18 protein-coding genes are annotated in these 19492 nt (G+C 35.1%); 15 read left to right on the top strand and 3 right to left on the bottom strand.

The features are described from left to right. Positions 1-7: 7 nt before the first annotated feature. The 9 genes from E3D81_RS03255 (at position 8) to E3D81_RS03295 (ending at position 9846) form a co-directional block, all read left to right on the top strand. Positions 8-1009: an acyltransferase family protein gene (locus tag E3D81_RS03255; protein ID WP_134776380.1), complete on the top strand. Its 1002-nt coding sequence runs from the start codon at positions 8-10 to the stop codon at positions 1007-1009. Further along, positions 1006-2115, top strand: a complete 1110-nt coding sequence (locus E3D81_RS03260; RefSeq protein ID WP_134776381.1) for a glycosyltransferase — start codon at positions 1006-1008, stop codon at positions 2113-2115. Before E3D81_RS03255 ends, E3D81_RS03260 begins: the two co-directional genes overlap by 4 nt. Before the next feature lie 106 nt (positions 2116-2221). Then, positions 2222-2686, top strand: a complete 465-nt coding sequence (locus E3D81_RS03265; RefSeq protein ID WP_134776382.1) for a S24/S26 family peptidase — start codon at positions 2222-2224, stop codon at positions 2684-2686. A 24-nt stretch (positions 2687-2710) separates the two neighbouring features. Beyond that, the gene (locus tag E3D81_RS03270) at positions 2711-2992 is read left to right on the top strand and encodes a PqqD family protein (protein WP_099365560.1); all 282 of its coding nucleotides are present in this window, start codon (positions 2711-2713) and stop codon (positions 2990-2992) included. Then, positions 2992-4101, top strand: coding sequence for a nucleotidyltransferase family protein (locus E3D81_RS03275; RefSeq protein WP_134776383.1), 1110 nt, complete (start codon positions 2992-2994; stop codon positions 4099-4101). Before E3D81_RS03270 ends, E3D81_RS03275 begins: the two co-directional genes overlap by 1 nt. Continuing rightward, positions 4098-5726, top strand: coding sequence for an ABC transporter ATP-binding protein (locus E3D81_RS03280; RefSeq protein ID WP_134776384.1), 1629 nt, complete (start codon positions 4098-4100; stop codon positions 5724-5726). Before E3D81_RS03275 ends, E3D81_RS03280 begins: the two co-directional genes overlap by 4 nt. Before the next feature lie 23 nt (positions 5727-5749). Continuing rightward, positions 5750-6637: a hypothetical protein gene (locus tag E3D81_RS03285; RefSeq protein WP_134776385.1), complete on the top strand. Its 888-nt coding sequence runs from the start codon at positions 5750-5752 to the stop codon at positions 6635-6637. A 10-nt stretch (positions 6638-6647) separates the two neighbouring features. Continuing rightward, positions 6648-7439: a polysaccharide biosynthesis/export family protein gene (locus E3D81_RS03290; RefSeq protein ID WP_134776386.1), complete on the top strand. Its 792-nt coding sequence runs from the start codon at positions 6648-6650 to the stop codon at positions 7437-7439. A 28-nt stretch (positions 7440-7467) separates the two neighbouring features. Continuing rightward, the gene (locus E3D81_RS03295; RefSeq protein ID WP_245153277.1) at positions 7468-9846 is read left to right on the top strand and encodes a GumC family protein; all 2379 of its coding nucleotides are present in this window, start codon (positions 7468-7470) and stop codon (positions 9844-9846) included. A 70-nt stretch (positions 9847-9916) separates the two neighbouring features. On the opposite strand, the gene E3D81_RS03300 is transcribed toward E3D81_RS03295, so the two are convergent. Beyond that, positions 9917-10801, bottom strand: coding sequence for a bestrophin family protein (locus E3D81_RS03300; RefSeq protein WP_134776388.1), 885 nt, complete (start codon positions 10799-10801; stop codon positions 9917-9919). 48 nt (positions 10802-10849) lie between these two features. Between E3D81_RS03300 and E3D81_RS03305 the strand changes: the two genes are divergently transcribed. Both E3D81_RS03305 and trxA read left to right on the top strand, forming a co-directional pair. Then, the gene (locus tag E3D81_RS03305) at positions 10850-11701 is read left to right on the top strand and encodes a GH25 family lysozyme (protein WP_134776389.1); all 852 of its coding nucleotides are present in this window, start codon (positions 10850-10852) and stop codon (positions 11699-11701) included. Positions 11702-11729: 28 nt separating this feature from the next. Continuing rightward, the gene (gene trxA, locus E3D81_RS03310; RefSeq protein ID WP_134776390.1) at positions 11730-12032 is read left to right on the top strand and encodes a thioredoxin; all 303 of its coding nucleotides are present in this window, start codon (positions 11730-11732) and stop codon (positions 12030-12032) included. 288 nt (positions 12033-12320) lie between these two features. Here the strand turns inward: trxA and E3D81_RS03315 are convergent, their stop codons facing one another. Further along, positions 12321-13640: a hemolysin family protein gene (locus tag E3D81_RS03315; protein ID WP_134776391.1), complete on the bottom strand. Its 1320-nt coding sequence runs from the start codon at positions 13638-13640 to the stop codon at positions 12321-12323. A 135-nt stretch (positions 13641-13775) separates the two neighbouring features. Between E3D81_RS03315 and E3D81_RS03320 the strand changes: the two genes are divergently transcribed. Together E3D81_RS03320 and E3D81_RS03325 are read left to right on the top strand one after the other, a co-directional pair. Continuing rightward, positions 13776-14906, top strand: a complete 1131-nt coding sequence (locus E3D81_RS03320; protein ID WP_134776392.1) for a phosphotransferase enzyme family protein — start codon at positions 13776-13778, stop codon at positions 14904-14906. Position 14907: 1 nt separating this feature from the next. Beyond that, positions 14908-15546: a carbohydrate-binding family 9-like protein gene (locus E3D81_RS03325; RefSeq protein WP_134776393.1), complete on the top strand. Its 639-nt coding sequence runs from the start codon at positions 14908-14910 to the stop codon at positions 15544-15546. 185 nt (positions 15547-15731) lie between these two features. Here the strand turns inward: E3D81_RS03325 and E3D81_RS03330 are convergent, their stop codons facing one another. Continuing rightward, positions 15732-16292, bottom strand: coding sequence for an NADPH-dependent FMN reductase (locus tag E3D81_RS03330; RefSeq protein ID WP_134776394.1), 561 nt, complete (start codon positions 16290-16292; stop codon positions 15732-15734). Positions 16293-16396: 104 nt separating this feature from the next. Between E3D81_RS03330 and E3D81_RS03335 the strand changes: the two genes are divergently transcribed. After that, positions 16397-18832 carry a ligase-associated DNA damage response DEXH box helicase gene (locus E3D81_RS03335; RefSeq protein ID WP_134776395.1) on the top strand — a complete coding sequence of 812 codons (2436 nt, stop codon included), beginning with the start codon at positions 16397-16399 and terminating at the stop codon, positions 18830-18832. Further along, complete coding sequence (gene pdeM / locus E3D81_RS03340) at positions 18825-19472, top strand: ligase-associated DNA damage response endonuclease PdeM (protein ID WP_099365546.1); 648 nt, start codon at positions 18825-18827, stop codon at positions 19470-19472. Before E3D81_RS03335 ends, pdeM begins: the two co-directional genes overlap by 8 nt. Positions 19473-19492 lie beyond the last annotated feature (20 nt).

Genomic DNA, 19492 nt, shown 5'->3' on the forward strand with positions numbered 1-19492 from the left:
AAATTAAATGAATTCTATTTCTTTCATAGCAATTATTGGAATATTATATCTATTATCCATTTCATTGTGGAAAAAGAAATATGTACCATTCACCATTGAACAATCCAACAGTTTCAAAGGAATATTAAGTATATTGATTGTCCTGAGCCATCTCAATTTCCATGCTGAAATGCCTTTGTTTTTGACTATCACAAAATGGGCAGGAACCAAAGTAGCCCTATTCTTTTTTATTTCGGGATATGGATTAATGGCTTCTTACCGAAAAAAAGAACAATCTTATCTTCAAGGTTTTTTAGGCAAGAGATTATGGAAAATTATTTTACCATTATTGGTCATCACCTTCTTTTTTTTATTCACTCAATTTCTTGATAAAGGAATATTCAATCTAGAAATATTCCAAAATCTTTGGATCGGATTAACCCCCTTACCTTATTCTTGGTTTGCATATATTATTTTGATTTTTTATCTAGTATTTTTTGTGGTTTTCAGCACAAAATGGTCCCTGAAAATTAAAATAATCAGTATGTTTTCCATTTCATTGATTATTTCATATCTCCTTTATCAAAAAGGATTCGATCGTGCTTGGTGGGTGTCTAACCTTGCATTTCCTTTCGGTATGTTATTTCAAGCCCAAGAATCACGATTAATCGGATGGAGCAGAACAAAATTTGGTAATATTTTATTTGTCCCAATCTGTTTAGGATTGGCCTTTATTTTCGCGTTTTTTAAAATCGAGTTTTTATATATCTTCTCATATGTTTTTATAGTATTAGCAGTCGTCATTCTTTTAAGTTATTCTGGATTATCAAAGGGTAGCATATTTAATTTCTTGGGGAAGATTTCTTATGAAACTTACCTTATCCACGGAGTTCTATACTTTATACTCCGAGGTAACCATATTTTTATACAGAATAATTGGCTTTATTTAGGAGTTTCTATATTATCAACAATTTTTCTGGCAACCTTATTTCATAAGCTTTTTAATTACATTTATACGCTCAAAAAATGAAGATATTACAAGTAGGAAAGTTTTATCCCATTCGTGGCGGAGTGGAGAAAGTCATGTATGATCTCATGTTAGGACTATCCGAAAGGGAAATTCACTGTGACATGTTATGTGCTTCCACTGAAAATTTTCCGGAAACAGATATAGTTATAAATCAATATGCCAAGTTATTCGTTGTCTCCACGCAAATTAAAGTTGCTGCTACCATGTTGGCACCAAAGATGATTAGCAAGCTTAGAAGTATTGCTAACCAATATGATGTCATTCATATCCATCATCCAGATCCTATGGCAACTTTAAGCCTGTTTTTAGCAGGTTTTAAAGGAAAAGTAGTATTGCACTGGCATAGTGACATCCTGAAACAAAAAACCTTGCTGAAGCTATATAAACCGCTTCAGGATTGGTTGATCAAAAGAGCAGATTTGATAGTAGGTACGAGTCCAATTTATGTAAAAGAGTCTCAGTTCTTAACCAAAGTTCAAGAAAAAATTGCTCATATCCCTATTGGAGTTGAACCTTTGTTAACCGATTCTACAAAAGCAAACTTGATAATAGGAAGATTTGCAGGCAAAAAAATTTTATTTGCGCTTGGTCGTCTGGTCGAATATAAGGGATATCCCTTTTTAATAGATGCAATCCAGGGTTTGGATGATTCTTACCATTTACTCATTGGTGGAATCGGGCCATTAAGAGAACAGCTAGAGAATCAAGTAAAAGCTTTAAATCTACAAGATAAAATTACTTTTTTAGGATTTATAGCAGACGAAGATGTACCCAACTATTTTAAAGCTTGTGATATTTTTTGTTTAAGTTCGACTATTAAAACGGAAGCATTTGCTATCGTACAGATCGAAGCCATGTCTTTAGGTAAGCCTGTTATCTCCACTAGAATTCCTGGTTCTGGTGTTAGCTGGGTTAATGAACATGAGGTTTCTGGATTAACAGTTCCAATAGAAAATGTTGATGATTTTAGGAATGCTATATTAAGGTTAGGCGAAAATAAAGAATTTTACGACCGATTGAGTAAAGGCGCATCAGAACGCTTTCAACAAAATTTTACTTTAGATAAAATGATTGATAAGACTATTACCATCTATAAAAGTCTTTAAAATTGCCTCTGAAATCATAAATTAGCTACAAATAATAATTTTTAGCCGTTTACATTCGAGAAGCATATTCCTTATTTTAATTAATTATTAATTTTGCCTTTCTACTATGCATAATTCATACGAAAACAATGATCCTAGCGTCCTCCGTATTAAGAATGAGCTCTTTTTTGAACAGGTCAAGCCTTTATTAAAAGAGGGCAAACCAGTTCAGATTACAGTAGTAGGAGGAAGTATGCGACCATTTCTTAAACCAGGTGAAAGGATAATTCTTAAGCCTATTCAGGAAAGGGATTTAAAAATTGGGCACATTGTTTTAGCAGATACAAAATCTGGCTATGTCATGCATAGGATTATCCGTATTAAAAATAATTTAATATGGATGGCTGGAGATGGTAATTTAGCTCAAATAGAGCAAATATTTAAAGAGGAAGTGTTTGCATCGGTTGAAGTAGTGATTAGAAATGGAAAACAAATCAATTTACAAACTGCATCTTCTAAAATAGCTGCGATGTTTTGGTTTCTAGCTCGACCATTTAGGATTTTTGTTTATAAAATATTTAAGATTAAGTAGAAGTAGAATTATATTTAGATATACATGAGGTTACGTAAGGACTTAGAAGTAAGGCAGGTAGGGGAGGATTATGTGATTATAGAACCTGATCAGGGCATGATGGATTTCTCTAAGGTGTATACCTTGAATGAAACTGCAGCTTGGCTGTGGAATTCGCTTAAGAATACAGATTTCACTGTTGATGATGTGGTTAAATTGTTGATGGAAGAATACGAACTCTCTGATAATGATCACAAAACGGTTGAAGCTGATGCTGAAAATTTAATTGCCATTTTTAAAAAGAATAATTTGTTGGCAGAAGATTAATGTTAAATAAGGTACAACAGGCATTTCTCACTTTATTAAGATCTGGACTTTGGGATAGTCCAATTGACGATCTTTCCATCTTTCCTTTAGATAAGGAGGAATGGAAAAACCTGTACAGCATCTCCATGGCACAAACTGTTGAGGGAATTGTTTATGAAGGAATGTTGAAATTACCTCCAGCTTTTTTACCACATAAAATCTTTCAACTTCGATGGACTGTGAGGGTAGACCAAATTGAAAGACAAAATAAATTGATGGCCGAAATATTGGTTCAAATTGATGATATCTTTAAAGAAGAGGACATTCCTTTTACCTTGCTGAAAGGGTTAAGTTTAGCGAGTCTTTATGAAAAACCTTTATTGAGAAGCAGTGGAGATATTGATCTATATTTTGATTCTATTAAAGATTTTAAACGGGCTAATGCTTTAATAAGATCAAAAAACATCCAAGTAAATACCGGTGCATTGAACAGTTCAATCTACCTATGGAAATCATGTGAAGTGGAGCACCATACCAAAATGATGGATATCTTAAATCCATTTAAACAGCGTTATATCAAAAAATTGATAAATGCTGAAAAGGGATTTTATAGGAAATTAAAAATTCAGGAAAAGACCATTAATGGTATATCCTGGACATTGGCACATATTCAGACCAATTCCCATATTTTAAAACATTATTTGGGTTTTGGAATTGGCTTACGGCAATTCTGTGATGTGGCAAGGTTATATAAAAAATCAATAAGCGAAATTGATAAATTAAAGCTTCAGGCACATTATAAAAAATTAGGAATATTGGATTGGATGTATATGGTTAATAACCTGCTTATTCAATATTTAGGATTATCCAAAAATTTTCTTCCATTTGAGAATCATCCTGAGCAAGATGCCAAATGGTTATTAAATGATGTGCTTATAGCTGGTAATTTTGGTTTCCATGATACACGATATGCTCAACACTCGGATAATTTAAAAGAAAATAGACAACGAAACAATGCTTTGGAACGGGTAGTACCTCATCTTTTGAATGCTAAAAAATATGCCCCTGCAGAAGCCTTTTGGTTTCCAATTTTTAAAACACGTGATAGATTAATTGGACATAAAGAATGAATTATTCCATTAAAAGACAGATCAATTGGGCGTGGAACTTTGCAAAAGGTTTCCATGCGCAGATATTTGTTTATTTTTTACTAGAATTAAGCAGTATTGTCTTTTCATTGCTCTTTGTTTATTATTCGAAAAAGTCGGTAGACATTGCATTAAATGTAATACCAGGGGATTTAAGATTACATATATTTTTAGTGGTAGGAAGCGTTTTTGCGGGTATAGTTGCTAAATTGATCGCGACTTATATAAACCAGAAAACCCAACTGAAATTTACCTTAAGGATTCAGAACCAAATTGTTGCTAAACAATTGAATGCAGTTTGGCAGGTACTAAAACAATGGTTTACTGGTGATGTGATGGTTCGAATTACAAACGATTGTAATGAAGTTGTTCAGATGATCAGTCATGCTGGAGTTAACTTTATTGTAACTACCTTAAAATTGATAGCTACTTTCATTTTCTTATGGGTAATTGATCCTATGCTAGCCATCATGATTATAGCTATTTCTCCCTTGTTTTTATTTTCCAAAATATATTTTAAGCGACTTCGCCAATTAAACTATAATGTTAAACAATCGGAGAGTGAGGTTGGAAATATTATGCAGGAAAATTTAAGGAACAGGGGTTTAATCCAGTCCCTAAGTATATTTGCAGCCCGCCATTTCATCATGGAATCTGCACAGCAAAATTCGTTAGGTTTAAAACTTAAACAATTGAATTTCAATCTATTAACCCAAACCATGATGAAAGTAGCCATTAATGTAGGTTACCTAACTGCCTTTATCTGGGGAATTTATCGATTGCACCAAAATGAAATTACTTTTGGAACTATGACTGCGTTTTTACAATTGGTTGGGCGCATTCAATCACCTATTTTATCATTGATTACGTTTTTTCCTGCTTTCATCCGATTTCGTACTTCAGCAGATCGATTAATGGAAATTGATCTTATTGAACAGGTTGAAACTTCCAATAACCATTTTGCAAAAGAAATTAATTCTATACGGTTTGAAAATGTAACCTTTGCTTACGAGCATCAGGATGTGATACATAAACTTAATGTGGATATGAAAGCTGGGGAGCCGGTTGCTATTGTAGGAGCAAGTGGTAAAGGCAAAACAACATTAATAAGACTATTATTAAACTTGATAAAGCCTGTTAAAGGAAGAATTATATTGGAAGATAAAACTGGGGATGTAAAGGACTTGAACAGTTCGCATAAATTGAACTTTTCCTATGTACCTCAAGGTAATACCTTATTTTCAGGTAGCATTTATGATAATTTAAGGATTATCAATAAATCCATAACCGAAGAGCAAATGATCAATGCATTAAATCACGCTTGCGCTGATTTTGTTTTTCAGCTTCCTGAAGGACTACATACCAAAATTGGCGAACAAAGCTATGGCTTATCCGAAGGACAGGCACAACGAATCGCTATCGCTAGAGCCATTTTAAGAGATTGCGACATTTGGCTTTTTGATGAAGCAACATCTGCATTGGACGAAGAAACATCTAATCGACTGCTTGATAATTTGATGAAATATGCAAAAGAAAAGATCATGATTTTTGTTACTCATGATGAGAAAGTGGCTTTAAGATGTAAAAAAGTAATTCAAATGAACTAATCATGCATTCAAAATTGGAAACTATGCACAAAACGGTTTATTATGCAGTTGCAGGTCTTGGATTAGAACTTCAAGTTCCTCAAACCTTCAATTTGGATGTTATATTACCTTCTTTTACAGATTTTAAATCCAAATTTTCTGAAGAAATTCCAATTATTAGTAGAGTTGAGGTTTCGTTTAATGAATTATCCTATGATCTGAAAGAGGCTAAATTACTTTCTGATATTTCCAATTTCTGGCAGGATAGATTCAAATTTTATGAATATGGAGACCAGTATTTAACGATTCTAAAAAGTGAGGATGGTCAATTTGAATGGTCCATGCTAAGTAGTAAAGATTTTAAAAAGGTTCGGATTAAAGCAGCAAGTTTTAACAAATATAAAGAGAATGTTTTAACCTGGTTTTTAATGGTAATATTTGCTCAAGCCTCTTTATCTGAAAATACCATTTTAATCCATGCTTCTGTGGTTGAAAATGGGCTAAATGCATTCGCGTTTTTAGGAAAAAGTGGTACTGGAAAGAGTACACACAGTAGACTTTGGTTAGAAAACATTCCTGGATTTTCATTGTTAAATGATGATAATCCAGCAATTCGTTTGATAAATGGCGAAGTTTTAATTTTTGGTACGCCTTGGAGCGGAAAAACAGCCTGTTATCGTAACGAAAAAAGGAAATTGGCTGGTTTTGTGAGATTAAAGCAAGGACCTCAAAACACACTAACCTTTATGGAAAATACCGATAAATTGATATCCGTTTTACCGAGCTGTTCAGCCATTCGATGGAATGCCGACCTGTTTTCATCCATGACCGATATTTTAATTCAAATTGTTCAAATTATACCAATAGCAAATTTAGTTTGTTTACCTAACGCTGAAGCTGCATCTTTGTCATACACTAACTTATCCACATAAAAAATCCATCATGAAAAAAATCATTTTCGGAATTAGCGTTTTTACGCTCTTATTATTGAATTCTTGTTTGGTATCCAAAAAGGTCGTATTCGTGGAAGATATGTCTCCAAACCTTCAATATGAAATGGAAAAAATTCCACCATTGAAAATTCAAGCCAATGACCGATTAAGTATACAAGTTGGCTCAAAAAATCCGGAATTAGCCGCTCCATTTAATAATGAATCTGGACTATATACTGTGGATGAAAAGGGAGCTATTTTATCAAATGTAGTCGGCTCAGATAGAGGTTACCTAGTGGATCAGAATGGAAATATTGAATTTCCAATTTTAGGAACCCTAAATGTAGAAGGAAAATCTATTGATGAGATAAAGAACCTTATCAAAAGTAGATTAGAAGGTGATAAAATTTTAAATGATGCTACTGTTAAAGTTGAATTGACCAATTTGAAAATCATTATGATGGGTGAAGTAGGGGGTATTGGAATTCTAAATGTACCAGACGGTCAAATCAATTTATTGGAAGCGATTACACGTAGTGGTGGATTAACCAATAACGCGATGACAAATGAAGTTGCTGTCATCCGTGAGGAAAATGGAACACGGAAAATGTATTTGAATGATATCGAAAAGGTAGCTCTCTTTGAATCTCCCACTTTCCATTTAAAACAGAATGATATTGTATATGTGAAACCTAGAACAGCTGTTACTACACCTAGAGAGGATATGACCTGGAGATATATTGGTATGTTTACAGGATTAACTACCCTGGTGTTTACTATGTTAGCTGTATTCAAAAAATAAAACTATGTCTAAAATAAGTAACACATATATGCAAAAACAACAAGAAAAGTCAATCAATATATTAGATCTTTTCCGCTATTTATTAGCCAACTGGAAATGGTTCTTATTATCTGTATTGATTTTTGGAGGATATTATTATTATCAATATAGTAAGACTCCTTATTTATATAGCCAGTCTGAAACTGTTATGATTAAGACAGCTAGTAATACCATGGTTGCTACACGGATTGCACGACCTAATAACTTTTATAATGCCGTCAATGTAAACAGTGAGATTTTACAATTACGTTCAAAAGAATTAATGCGAAATACCATTGATTCACTAAATACAGATATTAGCTATTCAGTTAAATCGGGACTGCGTACATTAGAATTATATCGCAAATCACCTTATTTAGTAGAATTTGAAGGCATCAACCAAAATGCAGGTTTTTCTTTCAATTTACGACGTAAAGATGCTAATGAAGTGGAATTATCAGATTTTTCTACTAATAAAGAGGCAAAATCTATTATTGTTCCTTTGAACCAATTGGTAAATACTCCCGTTGGAAAAATGATAATTCAATTTAATCCCAATTTGAATTACCGTAAGTCTTCTGATGAACAGATTACCATTACCAAATCTCCTATAGATGCCATGGTTGGTTATTTCTTGGGTAAATTACAAATTCGTCAATTGGAAGATGTAGAGCTTTTGCAGGTTACTATGGAAGATAGCAATCCATTGCGAGCTGCCGATATGATCACCAAATTAATAAAAGTCTATAATGTGATGACTATCAAAGATAAGAATATGATAGCTCATAATACGGCTGATTTTATTAGGGATAGGATAGCGATTATTGAAGAGGAATTAAGTTCTGTTGAATCCGATATAGAAGGAATGAAAATTCAAAACCAAGGCTTGGATGTAAAAGCTGCAGGCGAACAATATTGGTCTGAATCTCGTGGGTACCAATCGACGAGTAAGGATATAGAAACGCAGAAAAAATTGGTAGAGATCATGCGTCAACGATTAAATGATCCCGCGCGTGCAAGAGATCTTATTCCTAGCAATACTGGGTTAGTTGATGGTAACATTGAATCGATTATTTCTGAATATAATAGTGTCCTTTTAAAAAGGAATCGATTGCAAGCAGGGGAAAACTCGAACAACCCTATTGTCCAGGATATGGACAACGCTTTAGTGGCTATGCGCGAAAACATCGTTAGAGCTGTAGACAATGTAATCACTGGTTTTAATATTAAAATCAGAAACCTTCAACAGGAGGAAAATGCCGCTATCAGAAAAGCCCAATCCTTACCAACAAAACAGCGGATGATGCTTTCTGTGGAGCGCCAGCAAAAAGTTAAAGAAGAACTGTATATTTTCTTATTGAATAAACGAGAGGAAAATGCAATTAACCAGGCGATGACTGATGATAATATCCGTATCATTGACTCCGCCTCAGGAAGTGATTGGCCAATTTATCCAAATAAATTAAAGAAGCTTGCTATTGGTATAGGAATAGGGTTGGCAATTCCAGCGATCGTTTTATTATTGATGTTATTATTCAATACGAAGATTCGAAACAAGCGGGATATCGAATCTGAAGTTTCCATTCCATTTGCTGGAGAGATTCCATTTTCTACGGATATGCAATCCGCAAAACAGGAAGTGGTTGTTAAAGAGCAGGGAACCGATGAGGTAACTGAGGCCTTCCGGATATTCCGAACAAATTTGGGCTTTATGTCATCCGGGGATAAAGAACAGAAAGTCTTGACTTTCACCTCCTTCAATGTAGGAGCCGGTAAAACATTCTCTGTCATTAATTTAGGTGTAAGTTTTACCTTTCTAAAAAAACGTGTGGTTTTAGTTGATTTGGATTTAAGAAAAGGAACATTAAGTCATAAAACCAAAGTTCCAATGCCAGTAGGAATTACACATTATCTTGCCGATAGCAATACGCAAATCGATGATATTATTTATAAGGATAGAATTGCAGACGGACTTGATATCATTCCAATTGGAGTAATAGCGCCTAACCCAGTGGAGCTTTTATTATCAGAACGACTTGACAATTTATTTGCAGAGTTAAAGAATCGTTATGATTATATCATTGTTGATAATGTACCATTAGGAATTGTAGCTGATGCTAAGATTGTTAATAGAATTACCGATGTGACTTTATTTGTTGTACGTGCTGGTAAGATGGATAAACGTCAATTGCCAGAAGTTCAAAAAATCTATGAATCTGGAGATTTAACCAATATGGCTATCCTTTTAAATGGTGTAAAATTTAATGATACCCGTTATGGCTATGGAAGCTATGGTTATGGTTATGGTGGATATGGTTATGGATATGGTTACGGTTATGGAAACCATAAAAAGAAAAAATCAATTTTTAATATCTTTAAGAAACGATAGATTTAAATAATGAATCATTAAAAAAGCGAATCAGACATGATTCGCTTTTTTGTTTGAGATATTGATTTAGTTAAGCTACCAGAATCTCATTACAATGCTTTTTAATATTTGAAGCCATTTTTTCAATTGGCAGGTCATCTGCATCAGCTCCAAACGGTTCTTCAATTGACTCCCCAATCATTTCCAAAGCAGCCAAAACATAAAAAATAAATGGTACAGCAGCAATCACAAAATAGCCTAAAGAAAACACATAACCAATCGGTAAAGTCGCTGTATACAAGATAATAAATGTTTTTATGAATGAGCTATAGCCCAATGGGATAGGCGTGTTCTTAATTCTTTCACAAGCTCCTGTAACTTCAGTTAATGCCGTTAATTCCTTGTTTAGCGTAATCAATTGGTCCCCAGTAATTTTACCTTCTTTATATAAAATATTAGTTTTCTTGTAAATCAATGCAGCAACCTGGTTAGGTCCATGTTTTTTATCATCCAATGTATTCAACTCCGGATTTATCTTTTCGTCCAGCATAAACTTGGTATAATCAGATTTTAAATAGGATGAAAGCGTCTCAGCAAATAAAGCGATTGATTTCCTATAAAAACTTCTATTCACTTTATCATCAGGAGACAAAAAAGCATTCATCTTTATGGCCAAAATCCTACTGGTATTGGTAAGAGATCCCCATTGCTTTCTGGCCTCCCACCATCTATCATAAGCTGTATTCGTTCTAAACACCAAGAGTAGCGACAAGACAAAACCCAATAAACTATGAACAATGCTGACGTTCTTCAACATATTTCGATCTTCTGCATCCACATAAGATAATTCCCAATAAGCCAATGCTGCTGAGATAACTGCGGATGCAATCAAATAGGGAAGGAGTCTTTTGAAAATTCGAAAAGTATGAAGATAAATAGTGGTACTTAGCCAGTCTTTGGGATTGTATATGATCATTTATATTTTTCTTTGAGGTTATTCAGAAATAGCCTAATTTCACGCAATATGACAAAAACCCGCAAAACAGTCAAGAAAAAAATAACCCCAGATAAACAAGATCAGCGTAAATTACTGATTTGGAGTATTGTTCTGCCTGCAGTTTTTGTCTTAGTGATTTTTGGTATCCAACACCGGGCTGGAATTGCCTATTTATGGGTAAAATGGTTCGAAAAGGAAAAGATCAGCCAAGAAGATAATGGAAAATATGATGTCAGGAATATAGAATTAATGCGGAGGCATGATGATAAAATCTACGGCATTGATGTATCGCAATATCAGGGAACTATTTTCTGGGATCAAGTCCTGACAATTAACGATGAGTTTCCGATTGATTTTATCTTCGTTCGTGCGACGATGGGCGAAAAAGCAAAAGACTCCAAATTTAAATCCAATTGGAAGTCCATTAAAGATAAGAACAAACTCCGAGGAGCTTACCATTATTTTAGACCGAATGAAAACTCCATTAAACAGGCCAATAATTTTATTCGAACTGTAAAGTTGGAACCCGGTGATCTTCCACCAGTTTTAGATATAGAAGAAATGCCTAGAAATCAATCCATGGATAGTTTAAAGGTAGGACTGAAACGTTGGTTGTTGCAGGTAGAAAAACATTTCCAGGTAAAACCTGTTCTTTATTCGGGAGATAAATATTTTGCAGATTTTTTAGAAAAGGAATTTGCTGACTATACCCTTTGGATTGCCAATTATAATTTTTGGGTTGAAAAACCTAAAAAACATTGGAATATATGGCAGTTCTCCGAAAAAGGAACTGTTAATGGAATAAAAGGACCAGTTGATCTTAATATGTTCAATGGAGATATTGAAGAATTGGAGGAGTTATGTCTTCCTTTAAATTAAATAAATTATTCTCTTTAAATAAATAATAATGGCATCGTTCAACGAAATAATACAACGTAACGCATTGGTTTTAGTTGATTTCTCAGCAGCATGGTGTGGCCCTTGTCAGATATTGGCACCCATCCTTCAAGAAGTTAAGGCAGAATTGGGAGATAAATTAAGCATAATCAAAATTGATGTGGACAAAAACCAAGCTGTAGCTGCAAAATTCCAGGTACAAGGGGTACCTACTTTAATCCTATATAAAAATGGAACCCAAGTTTGGAGGCAAAGTGGACTACAGCAAAAAAGTGAACTGATTAAATTAATCAATTCTTTCAGCACAAATTAATCATCTTATAGCCTGAATAACCAATTCTGAGTTAATCCAATATCTGTATAGCTATATAAGGACAAGACAGACAAGACATATTTTGTCTTCATGTTGCAAGTGAGATGTAAGTAAGGTGTAAGTGAGGTGTAAGTGCTAAAACACACTTATAGGATACTTAAACCTCACTTAAAATACAGATCCATAATGAACCAAATAAGTCAAGGCTAAGAAAATAATTGGTATTATTTCCTTAGCCTTGAAGAATTATTTTTAGCGTATGAAATTGTAATAATTAATATAGAATTATTAGTCTATGTTATAAGTTTCATCCTGAGGAGGATTCAATGCCTTTAAAATCAATTTATCGATCCGGTGACCATCCATATCCAGCACCTCAAATTCCAGGTTTTTATAAACCACTTTCTCGCCTTCTTCTGGAATGTGATCCAACAATAAAAACACTAGGCCAGCTACTGTAGTTAAATTACCTATCTCATCCTCATCGTCTTCAGAAAGGTCAAGGTTGAATAATTCAATAAAATCACTTAATTGATAAGAACCATCAATGACAAACGAGCCATCTTCCCGTTTTCTGATCGTTTTCTTTTCTTCATTTTCAGGAGAATCAAAACCACCAACTAAGGAAGCTACAATATCCGTCATGGTGATGATACCTTGCGGACTACCGTATTCATCCACAACTGCGGCCTGTAAAACTTTAGAAGTTTTCAGTGTTTGCAAGACATTATATGCATACGTATTCTCGTTTACAAATGGGATAGGGTGCAATATCTTCGTAAGATCAGGCTCTCTTCCACTCAAATATTCCTTAAACAAAGTTTTTACATGAACCAATCCGATCACATGGTCAAAATTCCCGTTACAAACAGGATATTCGGTATGTTCATCAGCCAAAATAAAGGCTTTATTCTCTTCAAAAGACCTTTGTATATCCAAATAAGTTATTTTACTTCGGTGAACCATAAGATTTATGGCTTTTTTGTCACCTAAGCTAAGTACGCGGTCCACCATGTCATGTTCGATACCTTCAATTACACCACTATCAACGCCTTCATCTACCAAAGCTTTGATTTCTTCTTCAGTAACCGTATTGCTTCCGGATTTGATATTGAATAATTTGACAATAAAATCAGTAGATACACTTAGTAACCATACAAAAGGTTTAACTATGGTACTTAGAATAGACATAGGTACCGCAATAAAGGAAGCATATTTCTCCGGAATTGCCATTCCTATGCGCTTAGGTACCAATTCTCCAATGACAAGGGATAAATAGGTGATGATCAGAACCACTAGAATAACCGATATTTGGTTGGAATATGCGGATAATGCTGGAATCTGATTCAATTGATCAGCAATAAAGGTTGAAATAGTACCACCCGAGAAAAAACCCGTTAATATTCCGATAAGGGTAATTCCAATCTGTACGGTAGAAAGAAAGTTGTTGGGATTCTCTTTAAGTTGCAATGCTGCACGAGCACCATTATTTTTTTCACTTTGAGCAGCGAGTCGGGCTCTTCGACTGGAGACGATAGCAATCTCTGAAGCTGATAAAATTCCGTTTAATACAATTAAGACAAGTATAATAATAATTTCCGTGACCATATAGGGGGTTGAACGATATATAAGCCCAAATTACGAAAAATATAGGTAAAAAATCATGCAACCGTTTGATTGAAAAAAATATTTTATTAATTGGGTCCTTATGATGATATTGCGTTTACTTACATAGAATTATGAATGAAAAGTGAAGTAATGTCAACCAAAGAAACTGAAAAGAGCATTTTATCGGCACAAAAATTTGAACTTAACGGGGAAGTGATTTCCGCTGTTCCGTTTGGTTCAGGCCATATCAACGATACATTTAAAATAACCACCGACGCAGCTAATAATAACCTTTACCTATTACAGCGTATAAATCATCATATATTTACCAATGTGGATGGTTTGATGAATAATATAGAAGCTGTATGTAATCACCTTAAAGCAAAATTGGCACATCTTGGCGAAGATGAAGTGTTGAAGAGAACAATGACTTTGGTGCCAACTAGGGATGGAAAAAAATATGTAAAGGATGAAGCGGGAGACTATTGGCGGGTTTTCTTATTGATACCAGAAACAAGGAGCTATGACATTTTGGAAACTACTTCTCAGGCATATTCGGGTGGAATGGCATTTGGCCAATTTCAAAAACAGTTAAGTGACCTTGACCCTAAAAAAATTGTAGAAATACTTCCTAACTTTCATAATATCGAATTCAGGTTGACGAACCTACGTAATGCCATTGCAAAAGATCCGGTTAAAAGGGTTGAAAAAGTTCAAGATCTATTGGATTATATTTTCGAACGAGAAGATAAAATGCGTACCATTTTAGAAATGGGTCGTGCGAATAGATTACCTGTTCGAATAACGCATAATGATACGAAATTCAATAATGTTCTATTGGATAAGGACGATAATGTGCAATGTGTTATTGACTTGGATACGGTAATGCCGGGTTATGTGGCATATGACTTTGGCGATGCTATCCGTACTATCATCAATTCAGCTGCAGAGGACGAGGCTGACTTGGACAAAGTGGTTCTGAACATCCCTTTATTTCAATCTTTCACATCAGGTTATTTGTCGGAAGCTAAAGATTTCCTAACTGATGAAGAAGTTGATTCTTTAATTTATGCGGTACATTTGCTACCTTACATGCAAGCTGTTAGATTCTTGACCGATTATATTGATGGCGATACGTATTATAAAATTGCGTACGATGAACATAACTTGGTTAGAACAAAAGCACAATTGAAATTAGTGCAGGAGTTGGAAGCAAATCATGCCAAATTAACCGAGATTTTAGCAGAAAATCTTTTAAGTAAATAAGATGAAGCATTTAGAAGTAAGCGAGATTGATTTGACCCATATCCAGCAAGATTATCATAGTATTGCGCAAGCAATGAGTGAAATCAGTTGGCAAGGTATATCAGAGGCTTCCTGGAAGGAAGATTATCCGTATATCCCGAAAGTGAGGTTTCAGATCGCTTATTCTAAATCGCATATTATCCTCCATTATGATGTGGAAGAGGAATTTGTAAAAGGACAATTTATTAGGCCGAATGAGAATGTGTGGGAGGATAGTTGTGTGGAGTTCTTCATTTCATTGGATGAAAGAAAAAATTATTACAATTTTGAATTCAATGTTTTGGGAACTGGCTTGATCGGTTATGGTCCAGCAGTAAAGGCTAAACGAAATCGTTTGTCTTCGGAAGAAATCTTAAGAGTAGATACTTATAGTAATATTCGTACCTTGAATACGGCGAAAACCTGGCAAGAGATTTTGGTAATTCCTGTAGAGTTAATTGGAATTAAACATGGAGCATTGAAAGGCAAAGTAGCATTTGCTAATTTCTATAAATGTGGTGATGAATTACCAAATCCTCATTTTATTTCTTGGAATTTGATAGATAATCCGACACCAAATTTTCATTTACCAGAATTTTTTGGAGAGGTAAGGTTTGTTTAAAACCAGGATTGCATTGTAAAGCATACGTCATTGCGAGGAACGAAGCAATCTTTGGACTATGTCATCCTGAGCAGCGTCGAAGGATCTGTTCGGGTACCAACTGTAGATGCTTCGACTTCGCTCAGCATGACAAGCGGAAAGATTGCTTCGTCGTACCTCCTCGCAATGACGGAAAAAATAATTCCTTACTTCACAAAAGTTTCCACCCATTTTACATAAGCCTCCAAAAATCCTTTAAAAAACTTTTCAGTTTCCTTGTTTGTCAGTTTCCCTTCCTTATCAAAACTATCCGCGATATTCCCACAATACATTTCCGGCTGCGCCATGGTAGGAACATTCACAAAAACCAAAGACTTCCTCAAGTGATGATTGGCACCGAAACCACCAATACCACCTATCGATGAACTAATAACCGCACCAGGCTTTTTGTCCCAAACGGACTTCCCATATGGCCGTGATGCCACATCAATAGCATTCTTCAAAACAGCAGGAACTGATCTATTATATTCCGGCGTTACAAACAATACAGCATCCAAAGCCTTAACCTCCTCACGAAATGTCGCATAATTCTCAGGAGCAGTACCTTCATCATCAAAATCCTGATTATAAAAGGCCAATTGTCCAATTTCTATAATCTTAAATGTATAACCTTCAGGCGTTATACTCACTAAATAATTTGCTATTTTCTTATTAAAGGAATCTTTTCTCAGACTTCCAACAAAAATTCCAACGGTTTTATTTGCCATAATATTAAACTGATTTATAAGTTTTATTTATATCAATTGTTTAAACTCTTTTATACTTAACAAAAATCTTCATAGATTGTTATCTATTTTATCAAATTAAGAATATGCAGAACGAATTGGCGGAAGTATGGTTTTATAACCAAGGTTGGACAGCACATGATTTCCAAAAATCCTGTTGGAAAGCCATTTCCAAAGGCCAATCCGGGATATTAAATGCACCAACAGGATACGGAAAAACTTTTGCTATCTGGTTTGGGGTATTAAAGTCCTATTACGATCAACAAAATCAACTTAACAAACCCAAGAAAAAACAATTACATACACTATGGATTACGCCTTTGCGCGCATTATCCAAAGAAATTCATAAAGCTACCTCCCAAGTTTCCCAAGATTTAGATCTCGACTATGAAATTGAACTAAGAACAGGAGACACCACCACAGCAGTACGACAGAAACAACGAAAAAATCCCCCTCAAGCATTGATCACTACACCCGAAAGTGTGCATCTGATCCTGGCCACGAAAGGCGGGCAAGACTATTTCAAAAACCTGGAATTCATTATCGTAGATGAATGGCATGAATTATTAGGATCTAAAAGAGGTGTGCTCATGGAATTGGCCATCAGCCGGATTAAATCCATAAACCCCAAACTAAAGATTTGGGGAATCTCGGCCACCATTGGAAACCTTCAGGAAGCAAAGGATATTTTATTGGGTGAACATAACAAAGGCACACTCATTAAAGCAAACATCAATAAGCAAATAGCAATTGAAACTGTGTTTCCAGATAATTTGGAAAAATTTCCATGGGCTGGACATTTAGGAATCAAACTGTTGGATAAAGTAGTCGATATCATCAATAACTACCAAACCACCCTTATTTTTACGAATACCAGATCCCAAGCAGAAATCTGGTATCAACAAATCATTACCCATTATCCAGAATTTGCAGGATTGATCGCCATCCATCATGGTTCATTAAGTGATGAGGTGCGATTTTGGGTAGAGGAGGCTTTACATGAAGGAAGATTAAAAGCCGTTGTTTGTACAAGTAGTTTAGATTTAGGTGTAGATTTCAGACCTGTTGATTGTGTTGTTCAAGTGGGATCCCCCAAAGGAATAGCCCGATTTCTTCAGCGAGCCGGGCGTTCTGGACACCGACCAGATGCCACTTCAGTTATCTTTTATGTCCCCACCAATTCGCTGGAGATCATTGAAGGTGATTCCTTAAAATATGCTGTTTCGAATCATATCGTAGAGAGTAGAATCCCTTATATCCGATCCTTTGATGTATTGATCCAATACCTCATGACCTTGGCTGTTGGAGATGGTTTCCAAGCGGAAGATATTCTTCAGGAAGTCGCCCAGACCCATTGCTTTTCCAGTATCAGTCAGGAGGAATTTGACCAATGTATGGCGCTGTTGATCCATGGAGGAACCAGCTTAACAGCTTATGATGATTTTCATCGATTGGAACTGGTAGATGGATTATATAAAGTTACCAATAGAAGGATCGCTATGCGGCATAGGTTATCCATCGGCGCTATTGTATCCGATCTCATGATGCGGGTAAAGTTCCTTTCAGGCAAATACTTAGGATCTATCGAAGAATCGTTTATTGCGAAATTAAATATTGGTGATGTTTTTTGGTTCTCGGGAAGACAATTAGAATTGGTCCAGATCATTGCCAATGATGCAATAGTAAGAGCATCGGAAAAGAAGAAAGGGGTCATTCCATCCTGGATGGGAGGAAGGTTCGCCATTTCACCAGATCTGGGGATAGCTATCAGACATAGTTTCAAGAATATTCATAAAAAAAGGGGAGTTTCTCCCGAAATAACCTTCTTAAAGCCTTTGTTCGATGAACAAGAAAGATTATCCAAACTACCCAAGGAGGATGAATTATTGGTTGAGTATATTCAAACCAAATACGGCAACCATTTCTTTTTCTATCCTTTTGATGGAAAATTAGTACATGAAGGAATGGCGCAGGTTATTGCGTATCGATTAGGAAACATCAAACCGGCCACGTTCAGCATTGCCAGTAATGAATACGGTTTTGAGTTGTTATCGGATACAGATTATGAGGTGGATGATAAATTTCTGCAAAAATTATTCTCGCCCCAGCATCTCCATCAGGATATAAACTCCGGAATTAATGTGCAGGAAATGGCCAAACGTAGATTTAGGGATATTGCTGGAATAGCAGGATTGGTCTTCCAGGGGTTCCCAGGAAAGCAGATGAAAAGTAAACACCTCCAGGCGAATGCGGGTTTGTTCTTTTCAGTTTTTTCGGAATATGAACCAAACAACCTACTTTTGCGGGAAGCATATGATGAAGTTTTTGATTTTCAATTGGAAGAAGGTAGAATGCAACAAGCCTTTGAACGAATAGCAAATCATAAAATCTTATTCAGCCGTCCTGAAAAACTAACGCCCTTTTCCTTTCCGATTTTTGCGGAATCCTTTAGAGAGCGGTACTCCAATGAGGATTGGCAAAGCCGCTTAGAAAAAGTGAAAATGCAGTTGTTGAATGGCTAAAAAAATTATTTTAAATGGTTTAGAGGTTTTCCTATTACCTCAAAAAGGGCTTTATATCCCTAGCTATGAAATGTTGGTGATCTCCGATTGGCATTTGGGTAAACTCAACCATTTTAGAAGATCGGGTTTCTTCGTTCCATCACCAGATCCTCAAGAAGAATTTGATCGGTTAAACTTAATATTGAACGATTTACAGGTAAAAGAGGTTGTTTTTCTAGGTGATCTTTTTCATTCGTCTTGGAACGAGGATTGGGAAAAATTCAAATTATTTGTTAATAGCTATTTTCATAAAATTGACTTTACCCTAACGAAGGGTAATCATGATATTCTTGCTGATCATCATTTCCTTCAAATAAATCTAAAGGTTAAAGAAGAGGTTATTTTATCAGAAGGGGTTATATTATCTCATGAACCCATTAATGGTTTACCTGCCTATATGTATAATATTGTTGGACATATCCATCCTGGATGTTTGATTGAAACCAAAGGCAGGCAGTCCTTCAAATTACCATGTTTCCATCTGGAAAATAGAATTTTAACCATGCCTGCCTTTGGGAAATTTACAGGTTTGTACCTGATGGAAAAATCAATTTCCGCTAAAGTATTTGCCATTGTAAATGATGCTGTGATTGAAGTTTGATCTTCAATTAATTATTTACT

It is taken from the genome of Sphingobacterium sp. CZ-2, from assembly GCF_004526235.1.
Classification (GTDB): Bacteria; Bacteroidota; Bacteroidia; order Sphingobacteriales; family Sphingobacteriaceae; genus Sphingobacterium; species Sphingobacterium tenebrionis.

What these genes read in the sequence shown, in the direction of transcription:
- E3D81_RS03300 (WP_134776388.1), bottom strand. Translation starts at nt 10,801, where the DNA reads ATGATCATATACAATCCCAAAGACTGGCTAAGTACCACTATTTATCTT.
- trxA (WP_134776390.1), top strand. Translation starts at nt 11,730, where the DNA reads ATGGCATCGTTCAACGAAATAATACAACGTAACGCATTGGTTTTAGTT.
- E3D81_RS03325 (WP_134776393.1), top strand. Translation starts at nt 14,908, where the DNA reads ATGAAGCATTTAGAAGTAAGCGAGATTGATTTGACCCATATCCAGCAA.
- pdeM (WP_099365546.1), top strand. Translation starts at nt 18,825, where the DNA reads ATGGCTAAAAAAATTATTTTAAATGGTTTAGAGGTTTTCCTATTACCT.
- E3D81_RS03270 (WP_099365560.1), top strand. Translation starts at nt 2,711, where the DNA reads ATGAGGTTACGTAAGGACTTAGAAGTAAGGCAGGTAGGGGAGGATTAT.
- E3D81_RS03255 (WP_134776380.1), top strand. Translation starts at nt 8, where the DNA reads ATGAATTCTATTTCTTTCATAGCAATTATTGGAATATTATATCTATTA.
- E3D81_RS03290 (WP_134776386.1), top strand. Translation starts at nt 6,648, where the DNA reads ATGAAAAAAATCATTTTCGGAATTAGCGTTTTTACGCTCTTATTATTG.
- E3D81_RS03305 (WP_134776389.1), top strand. Translation starts at nt 10,850, where the DNA reads ATGACAAAAACCCGCAAAACAGTCAAGAAAAAAATAACCCCAGATAAA.
- E3D81_RS03285 (WP_134776385.1), top strand. Translation starts at nt 5,750, where the DNA reads ATGCACAAAACGGTTTATTATGCAGTTGCAGGTCTTGGATTAGAACTT.
- E3D81_RS03330 (WP_134776394.1), bottom strand. Translation starts at nt 16,292, where the DNA reads ATGGCAAATAAAACCGTTGGAATTTTTGTTGGAAGTCTGAGAAAAGAT.
- E3D81_RS03295 (WP_245153277.1), top strand. Translation starts at nt 7,468, where the DNA reads ATGCAAAAACAACAAGAAAAGTCAATCAATATATTAGATCTTTTCCGC.
- E3D81_RS03260 (WP_134776381.1), top strand. Translation starts at nt 1,006, where the DNA reads ATGAAGATATTACAAGTAGGAAAGTTTTATCCCATTCGTGGCGGAGTG.
- E3D81_RS03335 (WP_134776395.1), top strand. Translation starts at nt 16,397, where the DNA reads ATGCAGAACGAATTGGCGGAAGTATGGTTTTATAACCAAGGTTGGACA.
- E3D81_RS03320 (WP_134776392.1), top strand. Translation starts at nt 13,776, where the DNA reads ATGAAAAGTGAAGTAATGTCAACCAAAGAAACTGAAAAGAGCATTTTA.
- E3D81_RS03315 (WP_134776391.1), bottom strand. Translation starts at nt 13,640, where the DNA reads ATGGTCACGGAAATTATTATTATACTTGTCTTAATTGTATTAAACGGA.
- E3D81_RS03280 (WP_134776384.1), top strand. Translation starts at nt 4,098, where the DNA reads ATGAATTATTCCATTAAAAGACAGATCAATTGGGCGTGGAACTTTGCA.
- E3D81_RS03265 (WP_134776382.1), top strand. Translation starts at nt 2,222, where the DNA reads ATGCATAATTCATACGAAAACAATGATCCTAGCGTCCTCCGTATTAAG.
- E3D81_RS03275 (WP_134776383.1), top strand. Translation starts at nt 2,992, where the DNA reads ATGTTAAATAAGGTACAACAGGCATTTCTCACTTTATTAAGATCTGGA.